The following is a 21,433-nucleotide window of genomic DNA, read 5'->3' on the forward strand; positions in this document are numbered from 1 at the left end:
ATTTGCCTCAGCCCTACAGCGAGAATTATTGTTTAAATATAAATAACAGCCACTCTTATCCGGTCAGTAAATAAACTGACGGACAGGAGTGGCCCAAAAAATCATATCTTACCCAGTATGAGTTAATATTAAGAATCACTAATGGCTATGGTTTTAGTATTAACAAACTCTAATATACCTTCTTTCGATAATTCACGACCATAACCCGACTCTCTTATTCCACCAAATGGTAACCTGGGGTCTGAAGCTACAAAAGCGTTAACAAAACAAACGCCAGCTTCTATATCATAAGTAGCTATATGCTCTCCTCTCTCCAAATCCCGAGTAAATACCGCAGCACCTAAACCATATTGACTTTGGTTTGCATATGCAAGGGCTTCTTTCTCATCATTGGCTGTAATAAGAGCAATAACAGGTCCAAATAACTCTTCATCGAAAGCCGGCATACCTGGCCTTACTTGAGTTAATAAAGTTGGTGGATAATAAAACCCTTTTCCTGCGGGAATTATACCACCTACCAATAATTTAGCACCTTGTTTCAGTGATTTTTCTACTTGAATTTGTAAGTTTTCACGCAAGTCGGAACGGGCTAATGGACCAAGCTTGGTTTCTGAATCAAGTGGGTTCCCCACTTTAAATGCATCCATTTGCTCCATTATCTTCTGTGTCAATTCTTTTTCAATGGATTTTAAAACAATGATACGCTTAGCAGCAATACAGACTTGACCTGAGTTACTGAGTCTTGAATTCACAATACAACGGGCAGCAAGATCAAGATCAGCATCTTCAAGAACGACATAGGGGTCGCTTCCACCAAGCTCTAACACTGATTTTTTTAAAAATTTTCCTGCATGACTTGCGACAGCACGTCCTGCACGCCCGCTTCCTGTCAAGGTAACAGCAATAACATGAGGATGTTCTATAATTTTGGCCGCTACATCATTATCAACGATCACATGCTGGAAAACGTAGGCTGGAAATCCTGCTTCTAGAAATAGCTCTTCTATTTTGTTACCTGTTCCCGTAGAAATAGGTGCGTGCTTCAATACGGCAACGTTTCCAGCCATGAGCGTAGGCACAGCAAATCGAAAAACCTGCCAAAAAGGAAAATTCCAAGGCATGATGGCAAAAACAATTCCAAGTGGACGATAACATACTTTTGCCTTTTTCATGTCCGTTTGGATTACTTTTGGAGAAAGGTATTCTTCTGCATGCTCCGCAAAATACTCGCATAACCAGGCACACTTATTAATTTCAGCCCTACCCGCCGTAATTGGTTTGCCCATTTCAGTTGCCATTAAATGAGCCAATTCATCTGTTTTTGTTTTTAAGAGTTGGGCAAGTTGCAACATTAATGCTTTTCTTTGACTAAAAGACGTTTTTTTCCATTCCAAATATGCTTCATGTGAGTCGTTAAGTTTTTTCTCAACATCCTGCTCATTCATGCAATCATAGCTTTGTAATATTTGTTCAGTTGCGGGATTTACAGTTTGAATTATCATAATGTCTCCATACAGAATAAAGTATATTTAATTAAAGTTATCAACTCTCCTTGCACACTACTTTTGATTATTGATACTATTTTCATACTCTTAGATTTTCAGAAAAAGCAATAGTAGTTTAAATCAATACATTAATACAATTAATAAATATTTCGGAAAATCCATATTTTTAAGAGAACGTGTTTTCAAGCAATGGTTTTCTAATAACACTAGGATAATTAATGAACTTAAGCAAACAGCAATTCCATCCATTACACTACGTAGCGGCTTGGTCAGTGCATCTCTTTACTGCGAGTGCAGCCTGTATCGGTGTCTTTTCATTAGTAAAGATATATCAGCACGAATACATTTTCGCTTTATGGCTTATGTTTATTACTGTTGTGATCGATGCAGTTGATGGAACGCTGGCTCGCCTGGTCAATATTAAGAAAATTTTGCCCAAGATAGATGGGGCTCTGCTTGATAATATTGTTGATTACTTAAATTATGTTATTACGCCATGTTTTTTCTTACTCGTGAAACCAGGTATGCTTCCACCTGAATATTCTGTCTTTCTTATTGCGGCGGTTTCCATTACTTCTGCTTATCAATTTTGCCAATGTGATGCCAAAACTCCAGACCATTTTTTCAAAGGATTTCCTTGTTACTGGAATATTACTATTTTATACATGTTTATTTTCAATACTTCTGCGGCAACGAATGCCATTATATTAATCATTCTCTCCATACTTATTTTTGTCCCTGTAAAGTATGTGTATCCCTCAAGACTGGACTATTTAACAGAATCCAGAATATTAAAAATACTCATGCATATTTGTTCTATTATTTATGCTGTTAGTTCGATTTGCATACTTATTAGCTATCCTAATACAAATATCATTTGTCTTAGCCTGTCTGTGGCTTATGTTGGAATGTACTTATTTTTAAGTTTTTACAGAACTTATTACCCTATGATTAAGGCAAAGATTGCCGCACAAAAAGAATAGTTTGTATGTGGGATAGACTTTGTATTTTTTATGATTAAAATAAGCCACAAAATATACTTATTGAGGTAGTTATGTCTTTATTTCACCAAATTAATAAATCGATTATTTTTTCTGCGATACTCATTAGCTCAACTCAAGCAGCAAGTATTTTCCCACGTGGATGTGAAGTTACGGGTTTTGGATACAGCCAAAATTATCTGATTTTAAATGAAACAGGAAATCAATCTTATTATTTAATACAAAACCATTCTGATTCTAAAATTGAATTGGAGCGTGTAAATACAGAAGAGGCCTTTATGAGTCCGCCCTTACATGCTACATTGGATTCAATGAGTTGGGGCGCATTTGCTTCTGATGTCAAAAACTTAAATTTTAAATGTTATAAACGCGTTGACGAAAATACTACTCTAGTGGACTGTCGTAATGTCTTAGAAGTATGTCAATATCCGAGAGTTAAGTTTGCCCTGAGCAACATGGGAAATTATTGGATTGCATTTAATAAACCCCAAAGTGCAATTATCCAAGAGTCAGTGGCAAAAGGAATTTACTTAAAATGGTGATACGTGACTAGAAAAATATTTATTCTTATAGGGTGTGTTGGTTCACTTATAATCGTGTGTGGTCTTTTGAAGTTTTTTGGAACCACCCCACCCAAACTTCATTCTCAACTTTACTATTTTATTGGTGGTGTTGCATTACTTGTAACAGCTATTTACTTTAGAATGCTTTACTTTATAGCGCTTCAACTCATACTTATTGCAGGGCATGCAGCGATTCTATTGGGTAGTGGGCCTTATACTCAGTTTTTCTTACCTATATTGATGTGTTGCCAATTGCTTACGTTCTATTTGATGTTTGGTAAGGAAAATAGTGTGTTTTTAATATTGGGAGTTTTTGGTATTGCCTTACTTTCTATGGGATTTGCCTACAATGATAAATGGATATTTTTCTCGGGCAGTTCATTAGTTGCTGTATATGCTTACTATAGCGGACATAAAGGATTATCTCCTTCTTATATTTGGGCAGTTCTGAATACAGTCATTGCCCTGCTTGCACTTTATCGAATTCTCTTGGTGTAAATAACCAATCCAATGCGTCGCAACCACTCAGGTTTTTATAAAAGAAAGCCTGGGTTGCGCTACGTTTCCCCAGGCTATGAGAATTACAGAAATTACTTGGATGGAACGATTTCGACATTCAATTTAGCAATAACATCGCTGTGGACATGTATCTCAACCACAAAATTACCAATTGAATGCAGAGGACCTTCTGGCATTACAATTTCACGCTTGACCACATCCACACCTTTCTCGGCCAAAGCATCTTTGATTTCATTAACGCCTACAGAACCATACAATTTACCTTCGTCACTCGCCATGGCATTAATAACTAAAGTAATATCACTCAATTTAGCTGCACGCTGTTCAGCAGTAGCCAAAGATTGTTGGGCTTTTTTCTCAAGCTCAACTCGGCGTTGTTCAAATAACTCAATGTTCTTAGGTGTTGCAAACACAGCTTTATTTTGTGGTATCAAAAAATTTCGACCATAACCTGCTTTTACATTTACCTTATCACCCAGGTTACCTAAATTTCTCACTTTTTCTAATAAGATAACTTCCATCTTAATAACCCCTTAAATTGATTCGCCAACCCTTGAAGGGAAATACGATCTAAAATTAACTAAACTGTCTAATGAACCAAGGACAATGTAGGCACATAATACAAAAGTGGGTTTCACCAATATTAACAACATCAATAAAATGAAAACCCTAACTTGTCTCTTACGAGAAAAAATAAAATAAGCCAGACCAAATCCCGAAGCCAAGAAATAACAAAGCACTATGGGGAGTACATTCATAGCTAAAGGAATTTCATAAAAAGTTGCTAAAGAAACTCCCAAAAAAACTAAAAATGAAAGTCTACCACTACGAAACGCCATTAATTCACTCCTGAATCCTCCAGGTAAAAATAATTTTGCTTGCATTGCTCGCGCAAACATTAAGGAAATTATTGCAGAAACAAGAACACTTAAGATCTGAATTCCGAAAAATAATTGCGCCAAAACTACTGAATTTATGTCATTAAGAGCGGGCTCAACTAATTCCTGGTATTGTGTCAAAATCATTTTAAACAATTTAAATTGTTCGACAATAAAACCTGGAATCCAAAGTTGAATGAGTAGACACCCAAAAAAAGCCAGTAAAAAAAATACCCCAGCGACTACCTGCCATCGTTCAGTATTTCGCAAAGCCAATGCTGCAAAATAACATGGAAGATAGGTAATAAGAGTATTAATTAGTACTCCGGATAATGGTATTAACATCATCAATGGAACAGAATGAATAACAAGCGCAGGTAATAAAACATCAAAACCAGATTTTGCACCCTTTCTTAAAGTCACCAAACTTACTAAGGCAACTGAAAGCCAAGACGCAAAGGGTAATATTGAAAAAACCACAGCATAAATAATTGCTTGCTGTTTGCTTTCGAGTATTACCTTGCATTGTTTTGTTATGAAATTACCTGCACTCATCATTATTATTTATGGCTATCACAATATGGCAACAGACCAAGGAATCTGGCTTGCATAATTGCTCTTGCTAATTGTCTTTGAAAACGGGTTTGAGTACCAGTAATACGGCTTGGTACAATTTTACCCGTTTCAGAAATATAATTTTTCAGTAAATTGATATCCTTATAATCTATTTCATTACCGCCTTCAGCACTAAAACGGCACATTTTTTTTCTACGAAAATAAGCTGACATAATTAGGGCTCCTCTTAAGCAGATCTGGTTTCTTTTTCTTTCTTCATCAAAACAGATTCAGTAGTGATCGCTTGTTTTTGACGAGTAATTAAGTTTCTGATAATTGCATCGTTATATTTGAATGCATTTTTTATTTCATCCAGAGCCTCAAGGCTACATTCAATATTCATAAGAATGTAATGTGCTTTGTGTACATCACTTATTGGATAAGCTAATTGACGACGACCCAAGTCTTCTTTACGGTGAATCACCCCATTGTGCTTACTTATGATCCCTTCATAGCGCTCTACCATTGCTGGTACTTGTTCGCTCTGATCCGGGTGCACAAGAAACATAATTTCATAATGTCTCATGATTTCTCCTTATGGAAAAAGCCTTCTGTCATCTAAAACAACAGTAAGGCAAGGTTTAAAAAAAGCTGCTAATTATAACCATTTTAATCGCATCATACAATTATCAAACAATTAAAAATAATTAAATATCTGAAATAGGTAAATCAAACTCCCTATTTAAAATTTTTTTATTAATTTATAGTGACAAATATCCATGAATTAGGTTACCGTGCATAACTTAAATGTCTTTGATTTATAATCAACTTATTTGAAAGGTACAGAGGTAATTAATGGATATAATTTCTCTTCAATTTGAAGAACCTTTAATGATTCATATTGGTGATGCAACTATTAAGATTTTGGCTTTTAAAACACAAGAACATGGAAATATAAAATTTGGTGTCGATGCACCCAGATCAGTGAACGTGCATAGGGAAGAGATTTTTCATGCCATTAAACAAAAAAAACTTTTAGAAACCGTTGAATAATTTATCTAAAATGGGTCAGGTATCATCGCGTTCGATTATAGTTCTTTCTGGTTTAATTCTGGCCTTATCTTCTATTATTCTTTTAGTAAATCATTTTTTTTACAAATATCCAGGGAATAACTACTTTCCTGAAAATATCCCCTTTCTTGCTTTAGTCTTAATTCTTTTGAACCTTGGGCTCGTCCTCTATTTTCCTCAAGACAATAAAATTAGGCAAGTTGGACGAGAACTAGTTTATTTTTTTGCCATCATGTGCGTCATTGCCTTCGCTACAAATGCAGTGCAATTAACCCCATTCCCAATTATTGATCCATTTATTGTCTTGTTTGAAGAGAAGTATATGCATATCTACATGGAGTCCATAGTAGCCTGGACCCATAATCATCCTCAGCTCAAATATTTACTTGGTATCGTTTATGACAGCCTTCCGTATCAAATGAGTATTTTGCCTGTGCTGATTATTATCACATGTCGCTTTCATCTAATCAGGGAATATTATTTCTATTTGTTGTGCACTGCCTTAATTGGTTTTGGATTTTATTATTTTTTTCCTACTACTGCTCCAGCAAGCGTTACCAACAGTCCATTCTTCTCGCCAGAGCAAATTGCCACAGGCTTTAAATTCAAACAAATTCATCACTATATTAATCCAACTACAAATGAAGGAGGATTAATAGCCCTTCCCTCTTTTCACGCAATTTGGGCAATCTTATGTGTAAATCTTCTTAGAGAATGGCTAATCCCTTGCGTTCTATTATCCATAATTAATGTCTTTCTTATTGCCTCATGCGTTTTACTGGGATGGCATTATTTAATTGATATCATCGGGGGATTTATTGTTTTATGGATTAGCTACTACCTATTTCGATACTGTTCAAGAAAAAATATAGACCCCTCCAAGAGTTTGGGTGCAGCCTCGTCTCGTTCTAAATTTTTCTGAGTAAACCTGTAGGATGAGCAAATTCATTTTGAATTATTTTGTTGTTATTTAAGTTTAATGCATGATTACTTCTTAATAATTGTTTTTTCAGGGCTGATTGCAGTGTTATCCCGCTCTGCTCACTTAAAGGAGGATGTACTTGCACAAACCAGACTCCATCATGTCTTCCAATTTTAACGGGTTCATTAATCACCCTTACTGGAGTTCCCACAGGGACCATTCGAAATAAAAATTCAATATCATCAGGAAACATGCGAATACATCCTGCACTCACGCGCGTGCCAATTCCATTAGCTCGGTTTGTTCCATGAATAAGAAACGTTGGCCATCCCAAGCGCAAGGCATGTTGGCCTAAGGGATTATATGGTCCTGAAGGAAATTCATCTGGGAGAAAATCTCCATTTTTTTCTGCTTCGGCACGCAGATTTTCTGTTGGACGCCATTTGGGATTTGCTTCTTTTGCTACAATTTTAGTAACCCCCAAAGGAGTATTCCAACCTTTCCGACCGATACCAACGGGAAAAGTAATTACTACATTCTCATTTTCAGGAAAATAATAAAGACGGTATTCTGCTAAATTAATCACAATTCCCTTTCTAGGAACATTAGGCAGTATATATTGTGTAGGAATAATAAGCCCTGAACTCGTTAAAGAACGCCTGGCATCAATTTGAGGGTTTGCTCTGAGTAGCTCATAATATCCGACATCGAAACGTTTTCCTATCTCATCAATCGTTTCGTTTAACTCGGATTGCGCATATTGAACCTCGCCAACCACATCACCTGTTGCGGGTATAACCAAAGTGGTTGCATTAGAAATAAACACAAAAAAAAATTGCATAAAAATCAAGAAGAACAACCTTTGTTTCATAAAGATCATTTTCAATGAATTATCCATAAACATAGTCTGACTAGGGTAAAGAAGTAGCCTGGGTGGCGTGTAACGGAACCCAAGCTACATATTTTATAAAAATAGCAAAAGCAAATTAAAAGCTTTCATCCACTTTAAAACGTTCACCATACTTGGACTCAAGAGTCTTAAATAAATTTTCCAAATTATTGGTTCCAAAATCCTTAGCATAGTTCATTGGACCGCCACGGAAAGGGGCAAATCCAGTACCGAAAATCATACCTGCATCAAGCAAATCTGCATCAGCAACAACACCCTCACGCAAACAAGCTGCTGATTCATTAACCATTCTTAGGATTAAGCGATCTGCAATATGTGGAGGAATTGGCGTACTAGGTTGTTTTTTGATTGGCTTACCATTTTTGTACTGATAAAGCCCTTGACCTGTTTTCCGACCAAGCTTACCTTCTTTAACCATGTCACGCAGCTTTTGTGGTACAGTTCCGCCAAAATGGCCTGTTAAATTTTCAGCAACAGCCAAACCGACGTCTAATCCCACTGTATCTGCAAGCTCTACAGGTCCCATGAACATACCAAAAGACAAAGCTGCTTCATCAATAGTTTCAGCACTATATCCTTCATCCAGTAATTGGACACACTCCATGAGATAAGGCATCAAGACCCGATTTACTAAAAATCCTGGGCTGGATTTAACCGGTAACGGCAGTTTGCCAATTTGATTGACAAAAGCGCATGAATTAAGTTCAACCTTCTTAGAGGTTTGTGTACTGCTCACTACTTCAACCAGGTCCATCTTAGCAACTGGATTGAAGAAATGAATTCCAACCAGGCGATTAGGATTAGCCATGACACTACTGATTTCATCCAATGGAATACTGGAGGTATTGGTAGCAATGATGGCATCTTTTTTAGCAAGTTTTTCAACTTTTTTCATGATTTCTTGCTTTACTGCAAGATTTTCAAATACCGCCTCAATAATTACATCAGCGCGGGCAATACCATGGCCTTCAGGATCAGGAATTAAATTATCCATCGCAGCTTGTATCAGACGGGGCTTACGTAATTTTTTCTTATATAATGCATGAGCACGGCCAATTGCCGGAGCAATTTGAGCATAAGTTTGATCTTGCAAAGTGACTCGCAGGCCACGTAGAGCACACCATGCAGCAATATCGCCTCCCATGACACCAGCACCAATAACGTGTACATGATTTGCCTTAAAATCACTGCCTTTTGCAAAGCCTTTTAAACGCTCACGTAAGGTAAAAGCGCGGATTAAGTTTTTTGCAGTAATTCCAGTAGATACTAAATGTTCCACCGAATCTATCTCTTTCAAATAAGCCCTATCCCCTATACCCCCTTCTTTCTCCCATAAATCAACAATGGCATAAGGCGCAGGATAATGTTCTTTTCGCACCCGTTTAGCAATATTATGACGCATTAAAGCAGCAATAGGTTTTCTTAGCCAAGCACTATTAGTAAGTCCTTGTATGAAGGAAGGTTTATGTTTTGGTGGTTTATTTTTAATAAAATAAACTGCGGCTCGTTTTAGCTGACGTACAGGAACGACCTCATCAACCATACCTAAACTCTTAGCTTTTGCCGCATGTACTGCATTACCGGTTAGAATGATTTGCGATAAAGCATTAAAGCCACCGATCAATTGAGGTAAACGTACAGAACCACCCCAACCAGGATGTATACCTAACATGACTTCGGGTAAACCGATTCGAGTATCTTTTTCATCACTAGCAACTCGGTAAGTACAGGCCAAAGCTAATTCATAGCCGCCACCCATGCAAAAACCATCAATCATAGCAACGCTAGGAATTGTAAGAGCCTGTAATCGAGCGAAAACAGCTTGCCCTTTTCGCAAAAAATCTACTGCTTGGGCTGGAGTCTCAAATTTTGAAAAAGCATTTACATCTGCGCCCGCGATAAACCCTTTTTCTTTAGCTGAATGAACAATTAAGCCTATAGCATTTTTATCTTGCGACACTTCATGCAGAAGGCTGTTGAGTTCATCTAATACTTCTTCATTAATGCTATTTATAGATGTATCTTTTCTATCCAAGCCTAACCACAGAATATTGTCACTATCGCGTTTCAAGTCCCAATGTTTGTAATTATTCATGTCCTTTCACCTCAGTCACTCGTTCAAGATACATAGCCCCGCCCTGTCCTCCACCAATACAGATAGAAGCCATACCTCGCGACTCATTTTTTTGTTCCAATGATTTTAAAACGTGTAATACGATTCGCGCACCACTTGCGCCTATAGGATGCCCTGCTGCAATTGCACCGCCATCGCGATTAAGCTTTTCTAATGAAGGGCCACCCCACGCCTTTTCCAAACCTAACTGAGTTCGGCAATAATTCTCATCATTCCAAGCAGCAACGCAACCCAAAACTTGAGCAGCAAACGCTTCATTAATTTCCCAGCAATCCATGTCTTCAGGTTTTAATTTTTGTCTTTGTAATATAGGAGTTGCTGCATGTACTGGGCCAAGTCCCATTTGCGAAGGATCAAGCGCAGCCCATTGTGAATCAACTATTCTTCCTATAACCTGCAAACCATATTTTTTCACAGCATCAGCACTGGCCAGCAATAACAAGCAAGCCCCATCTGTGATTTGCGAACTATTACCAGGGGTTACCATGCCGTATTTTTTATCAAAAAAAGGCTTTAATTTTGCTAATTTCTCTACGGTTGAATCTGCTCGTAATCCGTCATCTTGTGAATAAATACGTCCTTTAGAGTCAATAAGCGGTGTGACTTCCGTCATTCTATTTTCATCATAAGCCTTTGCCAGTCTTAAATGGCTTTGATTGGCAAATTCATCCATTTGTTCACGGGTAATATTAAAGCGGTAAGCAACTTTTTCGGCAGTTTGTCCCATGTTCATACCGACAATAGGGTCAGTAAGGCCACGCAGCAAAGCAATCACAGGGGCAAGATAACCCGGTCTAAATTGTGTGATTAGCCCTAATTTTTGGCTCATACTCTTCGCAGAATACCAACTGGCTAACCAAGATGCCATTTTTTGGTTGAACAATAATGGCGCATGGCTCATGGCATCCGTACCCCCTGCAAGAACCAAATCACTGCGGCCACTTGCAATTTGGATGGCTGCATTATCCAATGCTTGCATTCCGGAGGCACAATTTCTCATTACCGTAAATGCAGGTACTTTTTCACCACATCCCAGACGCAAAGAAACTACGCGAGCAATATTTGCCTCATCTGGGCTAGGCATTGCGCAACCAATAATTACTTCGTCCAACTCTGTTGGAGCAAAGGGTTGTCGATTTAATAATGGCATCCCTGCAGCTACCGCTAAATCAGATCCAGAAAAAGGACCTATTCCCTTGGCCTTTAGAAATGGTGTTCGATTTCCATCAACAATATACACATCTCGGCCATGTAAATTCGACTTCTGTTTCATCGATCCTCCTTATTTTTAAATTGCGGTTACATCACTGCAACGATGTTTCGTTAAAAGAGTAGATTACTCCCAATTACTCTGTATCAAATTGGCAGCATACTTCTTTTGAAATAACCCAGATCTTTTAACTTAACGCCATACCTCTTCACCGATAGTAGCTCTGATTTATGAATGATAAAGAGTAGCAGTAATCATGAAAATTTGGAAATTTTTATAAAGCATTAAATAAAAAATTATTAAACTAACTTCTTGAAAAAATGAATACTATAAGATTCACAAAGCAATTTATCCTTCTTTGGATAATTATAGATCATATTGGTGTATTTAAAGTTTTTGTCTCCATGCATTCAACTTGAATTTATAGATATTGCATATTGACGGCATCAAAATACCTGTTATACTGCGCAACCATTGATTGGAGAGATGGCCGAGTGGTCGAAGGCGCTCCCCTGCTAAGGGAGTATGGGAGAAATCCCATCGAGGGTTCGAATCCCTCTCTCTCCGCCAGTCAACGCGCCCGTAGCTCAGTTGGATAGAGTATCTGGCTACGAACCAGGGGGTCGGAGGTTCGAATCCTTCCGGGCGCGCCATTTTTAATAAAAATCACAAAAGCAAAAATCACTCCGAAATGACAGCCAAAAACATCCAATGTCTTTGGCCCGGAAGTGTTCGAACCGAACGAGGTTCGACAAAATGCGAAGCGAAGAGCGCAAAGCGCGGCGCAGCATTTTGGACGCGCTTCAGCGCGCCGCAAAGCGGTGAGGAAGGAACAAAGTGACTGACGAATCTATCCTTCCCCTGAATCTTGGGATCATTTTAATTTAATAATAAGCTCTAAATACTAATTAATATTTGATCCTTCCGGGCGCGTCATTTTTTTCTTTTAAAATCAATGCCTTAGTCAAAATACTGTGTCATAAAAACCAACCTACTGTGGCAAAAACGTGTCATAAACTCGTTCTGCAGCTGTTCTTAAATGGTCACTTGAAAGGTGTCATAACGTAGTACCGTTTCGTAATTTGACCAGCCTCCAAACTCTTGTAAGTCGTGTAAGGCTGTTTCATTTTGCACATGCCAACTAGCCCAAGTGTGCAAGGACTTTTACTTGGAAGCCGATTTGACTTAATAAAGGGGTAAACCTTAGATATCCCCAGATAAGTGAATTAGAAAAGACATAAGCTTTGATATGTTAAACAAATAAAAAATAAAAAAACAATTGACTCGAACTATTTTTAATATTTATTTTGGAATGTTTACCGCTTAACTTTTTGCCTAAAAAATAATCTTTACAAGGGCTCAACTTTTGTCATTCCATTTTAATTATTCGCTTTCTTTTGCCCTTGAGTAATGTAAGAGTTCTCATAGCCCTCAATCATAGCTACCTTGGAAGCCCACTGCTTTTCCCAAGAACTAGGTTTATATGACTTAATATGACTTATTCCAAGCAATTAATAATTTCTTTTGTGAGGAGCTCAAAGAAAGACCATAATGATCAGACATAAAAAGATAAGCCCGAGCTACAACTCCTTTTGCTTTATCAGGGGGTTCAGCACGATGGGAGGCTTTATCATTGCGCATCCTAGAAAATCAGATTGATAAGGCAATGTTGTAAATCGGTAGTTAGATCGCGCTTGATTCACAACTCCTAATTCTGGCCATATAAATTGTAAAGTTCTGCTTCTACATGTCGATATCGATCATCTATTTTTTCACAGCATCTGCATCCTTTGTACATCCTTCCTCCACCGTCCTCACATAAGGGAGTCCGCCAGCATTCAAATTGTTGCCCAAAATGTTCAGCAGTTATAATTATGCTCTCATTAAATACTATGTGCTCTCTTAATTGCTTCAGCAGCTTGCATCTTACAACTCTTTAGATCAACCTTTTTATCTTCATAGTTACATTGCCAATATATTGTTTGAGGGTTTTGTTGAAATAATTGGGATGCAATTTTCTTAGCTTGTGAAAAAGAACCTGGTGATTGGGCATAACTTAAAGAGATAAAAAATAATAAAAAAATCGAAGCATAATAGATTAAACAGAGAACGATGGGTTCGTTATAGAGCTATTTTTTGTTTTAACAAATTTTAACCTGATAAATCGAAACCCTCATAACTTTTATTGTATAAACATATTGCCCTAACTATTCACCTCCGTATCTATTCAGAAAGAGAATTCAATTAGTGAAATTACTTACTTAAGAACCTAGAATGATTTAGAGTTTTATTAAACTTAACTTATGCCTTAAAAATTAATTGAGATAACAAACATAATCAATTACTAGCATCTTTACAGATTTGCCATCTGGTCCCAGTATTAAAACTTAGCAAAATCAGATTGCATTTTATAATTATTTATTGGGTTTTAGTGCTTTTATATTCAGTACAAACCCTTATGCCTATAGTAATATTTTATCGAAATACAAATAGATACCTAAAGTGTATTATACTTCAATGGCTTTCAGTAGGTTAAAAAAACAATCTTATTTCGGAATATTTTGATTACCTGTTTCAAACCTTTTTGCTGCTTCTTCGAAAATTTTCACTACCGCCCGATGAGAGTCTGTTTTAAAACCGAATTTTCCTAAAAGTTCTGTAGTTTTACCTTGAGCGGTATTAATGATTTCCATTTCAGGAGAATTAAAAAAGTCAGATTTGAATTTTTGTAAATCTTCTGGCGATTCTATATCCGCTACCGAATCTTTAAGTGATTTAAGAATTGCCCTCTTTAGCGAATCTCCTTTTATTTCTTGATATTCTTTTTTAAAAACCTCACAGGAGGTATGGTCAGTACTGACTTCTCGAAAATCATGTTTCCTATCCTTCGTACTACCTTTGCGATACTCTGGAATGCTTTCTTTAGTATTTTCTTTGTTCAACTCATTCTTCTTTAGATACTCTTCCTCCTTTCTCAGATTTAATTCATCCACATAACTTTGAGGCAGAGCGATTGTCCCTTTTTTATAAAAGGAATATAGTGCATCTGGATCTTCTGATAAAGTTTTTCCCGGGTTTTTTTCGTACCAGTCTTCTATTTCTTTTCTCCATACCTTTCTACCCTCTGCTGTGGGATAATGGTAATTATATACATATAACCATTGATCCCTGCCTGAAATAAGAGCCTGTTGCTTAAATTTGGCTGAAATTGGATTATCTGTTGGTTCTTTAGCCCATTCAACATAAGGCATAAATCCTGAATCCAGATCAATTGTTCTTACGCCTTCGGCTGTAACAAGCATATTTTGTGGGCTATTATGCCTAACATTATTTGCTAAATCAGGGTGCATGTAGCCTAACTCGTTAACTTTTTTAAGTGCTAAAATAAATTCCTCAAATTTAGGTTTTAATTCATCTCTCTTCATCTCTGCAGAGGCTAACTTTGGCATATTAAACACATGTTTGTCTTTAATATTCCATAAACCCAAAACAAAAAACTCTTCTATATTATGCTTTTTAAGCAGAAACTTTTGATCCAGAATTGCAAGATTTGTTTTAATATCTCTTGGTTTATCCTCCCCTCGGCCAACTTCTTTAAATGCTTTATCATTTGTTTTTTGATATACCGTTCCGAATTGACCTGAACCTAACGTTTTTCTTTGAGAAATATGTTCACCTTTATGACTACTCCACATGTGTGAAAAATCCCTCGGCTCCTCCATGCGAACAGCATAAACTTCTTTGTTGTAACGATATATTCTGTATTGCTTGTTTTCCTCATCGAGATAATGTTTTGTTATGTCGTCTCCTCCCATAATTTCTTCTATTGAAGGTGAAACGATTTGTCTTTTCGTTTGATTCCCATCTTCTAACTCTTTACTTTGCATTTCAAAATACCAATCATCAGTTTTCTATAATCTAAATTATAGGCTAATTATTCATTATTGCTCATAATGCCTTATTTATATTCATAATCATTGATGAGTATTTCAAAATTCCAAAATAGTATAGGCGTCATTATTATTTAGTTGCCTAATTGTTACAGAAAGCCAGATTCATTTTTCAATTTTTTAAATTTTCCAAATGCTGCTTGCTGCAGTTGCCCAAAATCATCTTCATTAAATTTGAGAGTTCTGCTGATGCAAGTTATGGTTTCAACAACGATCACAAATTGACAGTTTATTTTATAAATTGCATAATAATAATTCATTAAGATCGTTTGATTATTAAAAAGCTCGTTTTTAATAAAAGACAATTTTCGTCAATTAATCCTGCAAGACAACCTTACTTTAGCCTTAAAAGGTTTAAATAAAATACGATATGCTGATAGATCCTTTTCAAACGATAACGTCCAAGAGTATCTGTTTCATTGTAATAGGCCTGGCTTTCAAGAATTTTTAGACTTCTTAGATGATGCAGATTTATTAACAAAAGAAACCGTTCACAAACTAGCGCAACAAAATGATATTGATTTAATCCTAAAAGGCATCCATGACCTAGCAGATAACAAGATAATTACTAGTGATAATTTCAAAGAATTTCTTAATGAGATGATCCTACAAACTGATTTTTCTAAGACCATTGATGCGTATGTGAATGGTAAAATTAAAACGCAGGAAAAATACCGCTAAAACAGCTCATGTTTTTTTGCATCTGATTCAAAATCTACCACGAACACACAAATAGCAGAGACTAACCATACTAAGAATAAAAACCTTAGCTCATAAAAGACACATTTGTACCGGTAGGCCTGGGGGTGTGCCCTCACATTGCTCGATAGCATCCGCCTTCCTTACCGATGGAATGAATGAAATTGATAGCTCTATTAAAAATTTTCAACGTGCTTGTGATGTAAACTGACCTTTTAAGCAGTGGTTTACTGTGTCATAAATTGTAGCGTAACTGTGACAGTAGTGGACTATCATTAACTTAGTTTTTAAAACGGTACTGGAGGTCAATGAAAAGCGCCTTACCTGGGTTATGCAAATTTGTTTAATTAAGACACTAATAAATCAGATCACGTATTTATGAGATAGCAGGAATAGCTCATTTAGTTTTCGATTCATCGTGATGAATTAAGAGCATGCTTTTTATCCCAAAAAACATTACTCCGTAATTGAGTATCATTAGATTCCCTTAGCCTGTACAAAGAGTAAAAGCTGCCGTGTTTCCCTGAATAAAACATCTAAAATAGACCCAACCTTTTGAGCCTCTTTTCATGGAAGAACCTGACCTTATTATAATAGTTTAGGGATATCAAAAAAATTTTTTGACACGAGGGAAGCGTTTGGGCTTTTCTCGTTTCCAACAATCTAAGGCATCGATTTTTTCGATAGCCTCTTATATCCAAACTATTTATGCTTAAAAAGCCGATTTATATCTGGTTCCGCTTCAACCATATTATCTGAACTGGTGATAGCTTCTTTTTTACCCTTAACTGGTGTTTCTTTTTCTGAGTTATTTAAGCTCTTCTCTTCATCCAAAACTTGTTTGGACGTATCTAAAAAAGACCATTTTTTTGTAGCATCCTTAGGACTTTTTGTACCATTAGCTTCTTTCGACATCATGTTTTACTCCTTGTGAATAAGTTATGAACATTATAAGCACCATATGTTAACTTTAGCAAATAGGGTAATTTAATTATACTTTAAATGTCATGGTAGTCTCTTCCTGCGGATACTCCAGTTCGAAACCTTTTTCAAGCAAAGGACCAAAATATTCCGCAATTGAACGAACCGGCTTCTCCATATATAAAGATTCCCCTGGTTTTGCTTTAGGATTTATATTTTCTTTCTTAATCCAATTTTGCATCATTTCCCTATCATAAATATTAATCTCCTTCGTTCTCATATTTATTGTTGCAAACAGGGTCAATTCTCGTGTCGGACTATTATTATCAAACATCGCCACAGAAACATTGGAACCGATTAATTCCTCTTGATTTAAAGATTTCATCATTTCCCCTGGTACTGCTTGATGGGAACCTAGCAACCCTTCTGTATGCTCATAGCGTTGGGTGGTTCTCCCACGACCATGTGCTCGTTCAACAGCAGAAGTTACATCCGTAGAAATCGCAACAATGTCTACTTCACCATAGCGCTGATTCGCCTCTCGAAGCTCATCAGCTTTTAATTTGGTTTGGTCATGAAGAAAATGAGGATATCGTTCTCCTCCCAATGCATTGCTTTTTTTCGCAATAACGTGCATTACCCTTTCTTTAACCAACAGGGCTTCTTCGTACGTAAATTGAGAATATTTCAGGGGATCTACTTCGGGTTTTTGCAGAAAAGGTTTCAGTCTATCCGCATTATGATGAACGAGCTGATTCCATGCAACAGGCTCAGGCTCATAGTGTCCTATAACTTTTGAAACAAGTTTCAGACAACTCCCTTTTCCAGAGGCAACTCCTCCAGTAGTAAATACAGCTAGAGAGCGTTTTTTTTCAACGTACTCTAATCCCTCCAAAGCATTTTGCTCACAAAGTTCATTAATAGATTCCGCCACTACTGGTTCAATGATTACTCGGGCTCTCTGAGTATAAATCAAGGCCATACCTCGCTGAACACAAACCGCTTTAAGTAATTCTTTATCAGTGCTCCAAGGCTCTTTTCCTGAAATTGATGCATAAAATGATTTTAGAGCATCTAACTCCTCAGAAGAAAAAGGATACTCCTCTTTTGATTTTCCATTGGCCAAATCATTGAAAAATTCGATAACATCCAGCTTCGTATTCGCATGCATTAAAGCAACTTTGGACACTACTCCCGCAAGCAACTTCCCTTCTAACTTTTTTTGGACCATGGTAAAAGCATGCCCAAATGTATCCATCTCATCATCAACATGCTTATCCAATTTTACTGTTGCTTGTAATTGAGCAAGAATCTCATGTTCAACAAGGCGCTCAGGATACAAACAGACTAAATTTCGCACCATTTCTTTGGGAAAGGCTGCCGTAGTCTGCTCTAATAAAGTGATAGATTCCTCTCCGCCACCAGAACTTGAGTAAGCTATTATCGTAAAATCTTCCGGCCTTACTTCCTGCTTTGATTTTATTCTTTCTTTTAGCTCAACGGTGGGCACAAAGAATCGACCTTCATATGACATTTTGACCGTCTTTGATAACATGAAACACCCTTTGAAATAATTAAAGAACACATATAGTACAATATATAGATTAAGTGGACATTAAGAAAACATCGAGTAATTTTTGAGATAGGTGATAACGAGCATAAAAAGGAGAAGACTTGCCGCACTACATGAGCGATTGTATTTAAAACTAAATCAATCCTTCATATTCCATATTATATCAAATTGACAATTAATAGAACATTAAGAGAGGAATTTATTTTCTAACCTTATATTTTTGGTAAATATCTATTTTCCTCGCTGCTAATAGGGCTTTTGGATATTTAGAAACTTAATCCTATTAGATATTTATTAGACCATTGTTGAGGTTGAAAATTTTTGCAAGAACGCACATATCATTACCCCTAAAATACAGTTTTTTGCTTATTTATTGGTAAACGCCGCCTCGTTGTGTTATATACTGAAATAATGATGCTTGAGAAACATACAGTGTATACTAAAAACCTACAGAAAGAACGGTTAGAAAATAAAAAAATGACAGCCCAAGTTGATGCTTTTCTTGCTGACATACCCAGACTGCAGAGTGACGATATTATTCAGCAAGCTGATAATTTAGAGCATCTAATCTACCGGCGTATTGATCAAACTTTAGCATTATTTGATAGTAACCAAGACGTAAAAACAGGTATTGTTTTTACAGATTTATTTGAAGAAGTCAGTCAGCTGAATCAAAAACTCAATGCACTACATAACGTACATTTACAAAACCCACTTTTATATTTTCATGCGTTCAACATGGAATTAATCCCCAAAGATAAACAATCACATCCCGCAGAATATTTGCGCGAGCAATATAATTACTTTATGGATGTTGTTTTGGTATTTGATAAAAAAAGCAAAGAGAAAGAACATATTGCAGTATTTGTGCGTCAACTATTATCTCAACCAACCGGACAGAGATTGATTATCAAATTAAATCAACTTGCAGAGCAGCATGGTTGTCGCATTTCAGTTGAAGAAAAAAATCCCCCTATGTTATCTGTTACCCCTGTAGCAACCTCAGGTGTTGGTGAATCCGCGGCAATGACTGATGCAACTACAAAGCCAGCATTAAAATTTTTTAATTATCCCAGAACAATATGGAAGCAAATGCAGCTTTTATATCCTCGTAATTTTTGGGAAGACTCTCGTTATCCATTACAAGCATTAACGTATGGCAAAGAAACCAGTTTAGCTTTCAAACCTGCCTTTATCTCCATTGGACATGAGTTTACACATACACTACATTTTTTTAGAGGTAAAGATAGACGTAAAATGGCTTTTTTGGACAGTGACAAAATGTATATAGAAAGATTGTTCTCAAGAAGCATAGAAGAGTTATGGACAATTGATCGCGGTAATATCAATGAGAATAAACTAAGGGCTGAGCATGGGATTAATCCTTGTTTTAGTCATGTGAGAGCCGGATTTTTCGTTGACCCTGCCGATGAGCTTTCGCTAGAGCGTATCAAAGAAACCATGCCCAAAGTGCAATCACCACTTCAGGAGTCACAAACGAAACCGAGTCAAGATAAAGAAAAACACACTGAGGTACCCTGCGGTTTTGTCACATTGTCGTTGCAAGATGAAAAGCCGGATCGCTGCCTTATTCAATAAATTGAAACAACCGTATTCACAAGGTTAGATTAACATGTTGGAGGCAAATCAAAAATTCTTCGTCTCACATTCTAAAAATTTTATCATATGAACGTAAACTCTCGATAATATAGTGTGCACCACCTTTGACAAAACACAATCACCTGAAACATGGTCCTATTTATCATGCACATAAAGATCCTTTACTGCATGCTAATGATCATTTTAATAGCCCCAGTTTTGCTCGCTTGAGCAAAAGTCTCATATGCTTCAATGATATTTTCAAATTTAAAATGATGGGTAATAAGCTTGTTTGGGTTAAGTTTTTTTGTACAAAGCATTTTAAGCAAAGTAGGTGTTGTAATGGTATCAACAAGTCTCGTGGTAATAGCAATATTTTTTGACCATAATCGCTCTAAATGTAGGGGCACTTCAATTCCATGGACTCCAATGTTGGCAATAATGCCACCCGCCGCTACAATATCTTCACACATCACAAAAGTATCTGGAATTCCTACCGCTTCAATGGCTGCGTCCACTCCAAATTGGTGTGTTATTTCCATTACTTTATGAATGATATTCTCTTTTTGACTATTTAAAATATAAGTTGCACCTAATTGTTTTGCAATTTCTAAACGATGCTCGTCCTTATCAATCATGATTATTTCTGAAGGAGAATAGAGTTGTGCAGTTAAAAGTACAGCTAAACCAATTGGGCCAGCACCAACGATGGCAACTGTTGAACCAGGTTGAATTTTTCCATTTAATACGCCACATTCGAATCCAGTAGGCAATATATCGCTTAACAAAACCATTGCATCATCCGTTATATCTGGAATTTTATATAAACTGGTATCTGCATGAGGTATCCGTACATATTCGGCTTGAGTGCCATCAATAATATTACCAAGAACCCAACCGCCTGTCAGGCACTGTGAATACATCCCACGACGACAATAGTCACATTTACTACATGATGAAATACACGAAATAAGCACGTGATCACCCGGCGAAATCGCATTAACGTTTTCGCCCACTGTTTCTACAATTCCGATTCCTTCATGCCCTAGAATACGGCCTGGAACACATGTGGGAACATCACCTTTAAGGATATGCAAATCAGTGCCACATATTGTTGTTTTCTTCATTTTAATAATTGCATCAGTTTGATTTTGAACTTCTGGCTTGGGATGATCTTCAATTGCTTTTTTTCCTTTGCCTTTATAGATAAGCGCTTTCATCTCTTCTTCCTTGAATATAAAAATAGTGATCATATTATAGTGGATATGTGAAAAAATGCGGTCAGAGAGTGTCTTAACAAATATTAATATTATGCAACGAATTCGAAGCCCAAAAAATCACTTGAATTGTTTATTATCATTAGATGCATGCAAAGATTTACTTTTATCTACGTTAAATTTAGAAGAATCTTATTAAATTGATT

The 21,433-nt window shown here is 36.6% G+C and carries 19 protein-coding genes, 2 tRNA genes and 1 pseudogene; 8 read left to right on the top strand and 14 right to left on the bottom strand.

The features are described 5' to 3' along the window. Window positions 1-128 precede the first annotated feature (128 nt). A complete protein-coding gene (locus tag A8O27_RS13800) occupies window positions 129-1,502 on the bottom strand; it encodes an NAD-dependent succinate-semialdehyde dehydrogenase (protein ID WP_058457749.1) in 1,374 nt (457 codons plus the stop codon). 221 nt (window positions 1,503-1,723) lie between these two features. Here A8O27_RS13800 and pcsA point away from each other — a divergent pair, with 221 nt between their 5' ends. From pcsA to A8O27_RS13815, 3 genes are all read left to right on the top strand, one after another. Then, entirely contained in the window at window positions 1,724-2,488 is a 765-nt protein-coding gene (gene pcsA / locus A8O27_RS13805) for a phosphatidylcholine synthase (RefSeq protein WP_058457748.1), read from the top strand. A 71-nt stretch (window positions 2,489-2,559) separates the two neighbouring features. Next, window positions 2,560-3,048 (top strand): hypothetical protein, encoded by a 489-nt coding sequence (locus tag A8O27_RS13810; protein WP_058457747.1) that lies wholly within the window; start codon window positions 2,560-2,562, stop codon window positions 3,046-3,048. A gap of 3 nt (window positions 3,049-3,051) precedes the next feature. Next, window positions 3,052-3,567: a hypothetical protein gene (locus tag A8O27_RS13815; RefSeq protein WP_058457746.1), complete on the top strand. Its 516-nt coding sequence runs from the start codon at window positions 3,052-3,054 to the stop codon at window positions 3,565-3,567. 92 nt (window positions 3,568-3,659) lie between these two features. Here the strand turns inward: A8O27_RS13815 and rplI are convergent, their stop codons facing one another. From rplI to rpsF, 4 genes are read right to left on the bottom strand one after another with little or no spacing between them, the layout of a single operon-like run. Then, the gene (rplI, locus tag A8O27_RS13820; protein WP_058457745.1) at window positions 3,660-4,109 is read right to left on the bottom strand and encodes a 50S ribosomal protein L9; all 450 of its coding nucleotides are present in this window, start codon (window positions 4,107-4,109) and stop codon (window positions 3,660-3,662) included. Between the two features lie 12 nt (window positions 4,110-4,121). Then, on the bottom strand, window positions 4,122-5,024 hold the full coding sequence (locus A8O27_RS13825) for a hypothetical protein (RefSeq protein ID WP_174223900.1): 903 nt from the start codon (window positions 5,022-5,024) through the stop codon (window positions 4,122-4,124). A 2-nt stretch (window positions 5,025-5,026) separates the two neighbouring features. After that, window positions 5,027-5,254 (bottom strand): 30S ribosomal protein S18, encoded by a 228-nt coding sequence (gene rpsR, locus A8O27_RS13830; protein WP_010653600.1) that lies wholly within the window; start codon window positions 5,252-5,254, stop codon window positions 5,027-5,029. Between the two features lie 14 nt (window positions 5,255-5,268). Next, complete coding sequence (gene rpsF, locus A8O27_RS13835; protein WP_058457744.1) at window positions 5,269-5,607, bottom strand: 30S ribosomal protein S6; 339 nt, start codon at window positions 5,605-5,607, stop codon at window positions 5,269-5,271. A gap of 269 nt (window positions 5,608-5,876) precedes the next feature. On the opposite strand from rpsF, the gene A8O27_RS13840 reads away from it, so the two are divergent. Further along, window positions 5,877-6,074: a carbon storage regulator gene (locus A8O27_RS13840; protein WP_058457743.1), complete on the top strand. Its 198-nt coding sequence runs from the start codon at window positions 5,877-5,879 to the stop codon at window positions 6,072-6,074. Between the two features lie 10 nt (window positions 6,075-6,084). Then, window positions 6,085-7,014, top strand: coding sequence for a phosphatase PAP2 family protein (locus A8O27_RS13845; protein WP_058457812.1), 930 nt, complete (start codon window positions 6,085-6,087; stop codon window positions 7,012-7,014). Here the strand turns inward: A8O27_RS13845 and A8O27_RS13850 are convergent. The 3 genes from A8O27_RS13850 to A8O27_RS13860 all read right to left on the bottom strand — a co-directional run bounded on the left by A8O27_RS13850 (window position 7,001) and on the right by A8O27_RS13860 (window position 11,331). Beyond that, entirely contained in the window at window positions 7,001-7,885 is an 885-nt protein-coding gene (locus tag A8O27_RS13850; protein ID WP_235810448.1) for a L,D-transpeptidase family protein, read from the bottom strand. The genes A8O27_RS13845 and A8O27_RS13850 overlap by 14 nt on opposite strands. Window positions 7,886-8,000: 115 nt before the next feature. After that, a complete protein-coding gene (locus tag A8O27_RS13855) occupies window positions 8,001-10,019 on the bottom strand; it encodes a 3-hydroxyacyl-CoA dehydrogenase NAD-binding domain-containing protein (RefSeq protein ID WP_058457741.1) in 2,019 nt (672 codons plus the stop codon). Continuing rightward, window positions 10,012-11,331 carry an acetyl-CoA C-acetyltransferase gene (locus A8O27_RS13860; RefSeq protein ID WP_058457740.1) on the bottom strand — a complete coding sequence of 440 codons (1,320 nt, stop codon included), beginning with the start codon at window positions 11,329-11,331 and terminating at the stop codon, window positions 10,012-10,014. Before A8O27_RS13860 ends, A8O27_RS13855 begins: the two co-directional genes overlap by 8 nt. 417 nt (window positions 11,332-11,748) lie before the next feature. Here A8O27_RS13860 and A8O27_RS13865 point away from each other — a divergent pair. Together A8O27_RS13865 and A8O27_RS13870 are read left to right on the top strand one after the other, a co-directional pair. Further along, window positions 11,749-11,838: transfer RNA gene (locus A8O27_RS13865), tRNA-Ser, on the top strand. Window positions 11,839-11,844: 6 nt separating this feature from the next. After that, a tRNA-Arg gene (locus A8O27_RS13870) sits at window positions 11,845-11,921 on the top strand. A gap of 338 nt (window positions 11,922-12,259) precedes the next feature. Here A8O27_RS13870 and A8O27_RS19365 read toward each other — a convergent pair. From A8O27_RS19365 to A8O27_RS13895, 5 genes and pseudogenes are all read right to left on the bottom strand, one after another. Beyond that, window positions 12,260-12,423, bottom strand: a pseudogene (locus tag A8O27_RS19365) (site-specific integrase); the annotation flags it as partial. Between the two features lie 333 nt (window positions 12,424-12,756). Further along, window positions 12,757-12,909: an endonuclease gene (locus tag A8O27_RS19370; protein WP_235810447.1), complete on the bottom strand. Its 153-nt coding sequence runs from the start codon at window positions 12,907-12,909 to the stop codon at window positions 12,757-12,759. 905 nt (window positions 12,910-13,814) lie between these two features. Then, window positions 13,815-15,155, bottom strand: a complete 1,341-nt coding sequence (locus A8O27_RS13880) for a hypothetical protein (RefSeq protein WP_058457739.1) — start codon at window positions 15,153-15,155, stop codon at window positions 13,815-13,817. Between the two features lie 1,464 nt (window positions 15,156-16,619). After that, window positions 16,620-16,835: a hypothetical protein gene (locus A8O27_RS13890; protein ID WP_058457737.1), complete on the bottom strand. Its 216-nt coding sequence runs from the start codon at window positions 16,833-16,835 to the stop codon at window positions 16,620-16,622. A 73-nt stretch (window positions 16,836-16,908) separates the two neighbouring features. Further along, entirely contained in the window at window positions 16,909-18,393 is a 1,485-nt protein-coding gene (locus A8O27_RS13895; protein ID WP_235810446.1) for a DEAD/DEAH box helicase family protein, read from the bottom strand. Between the two features lie 450 nt (window positions 18,394-18,843). Between A8O27_RS13895 and A8O27_RS13900 the strand changes: the two genes are divergently transcribed. After that, the gene (locus A8O27_RS13900; protein WP_131744474.1) at window positions 18,844-20,010 is read left to right on the top strand and encodes a hypothetical protein; all 1,167 of its coding nucleotides are present in this window, start codon (window positions 18,844-18,846) and stop codon (window positions 20,008-20,010) included. 182 nt (window positions 20,011-20,192) lie between these two features. Here A8O27_RS13900 and A8O27_RS13905 read toward each other — a convergent pair whose 3' ends face one another. Continuing rightward, window positions 20,193-21,230, bottom strand: coding sequence for a zinc-dependent alcohol dehydrogenase family protein (locus A8O27_RS13905; RefSeq protein WP_058457735.1), 1,038 nt, complete (start codon window positions 21,228-21,230; stop codon window positions 20,193-20,195). Window positions 21,231-21,433: the final 203 nt, after the last annotated feature.

It is taken from the genome of Legionella bozemanae, assembly GCF_001648595.1.
GTDB classification, from domain to species: domain Bacteria; phylum Pseudomonadota; class Gammaproteobacteria; order Legionellales; family Legionellaceae; genus Legionella; species Legionella bozemanae.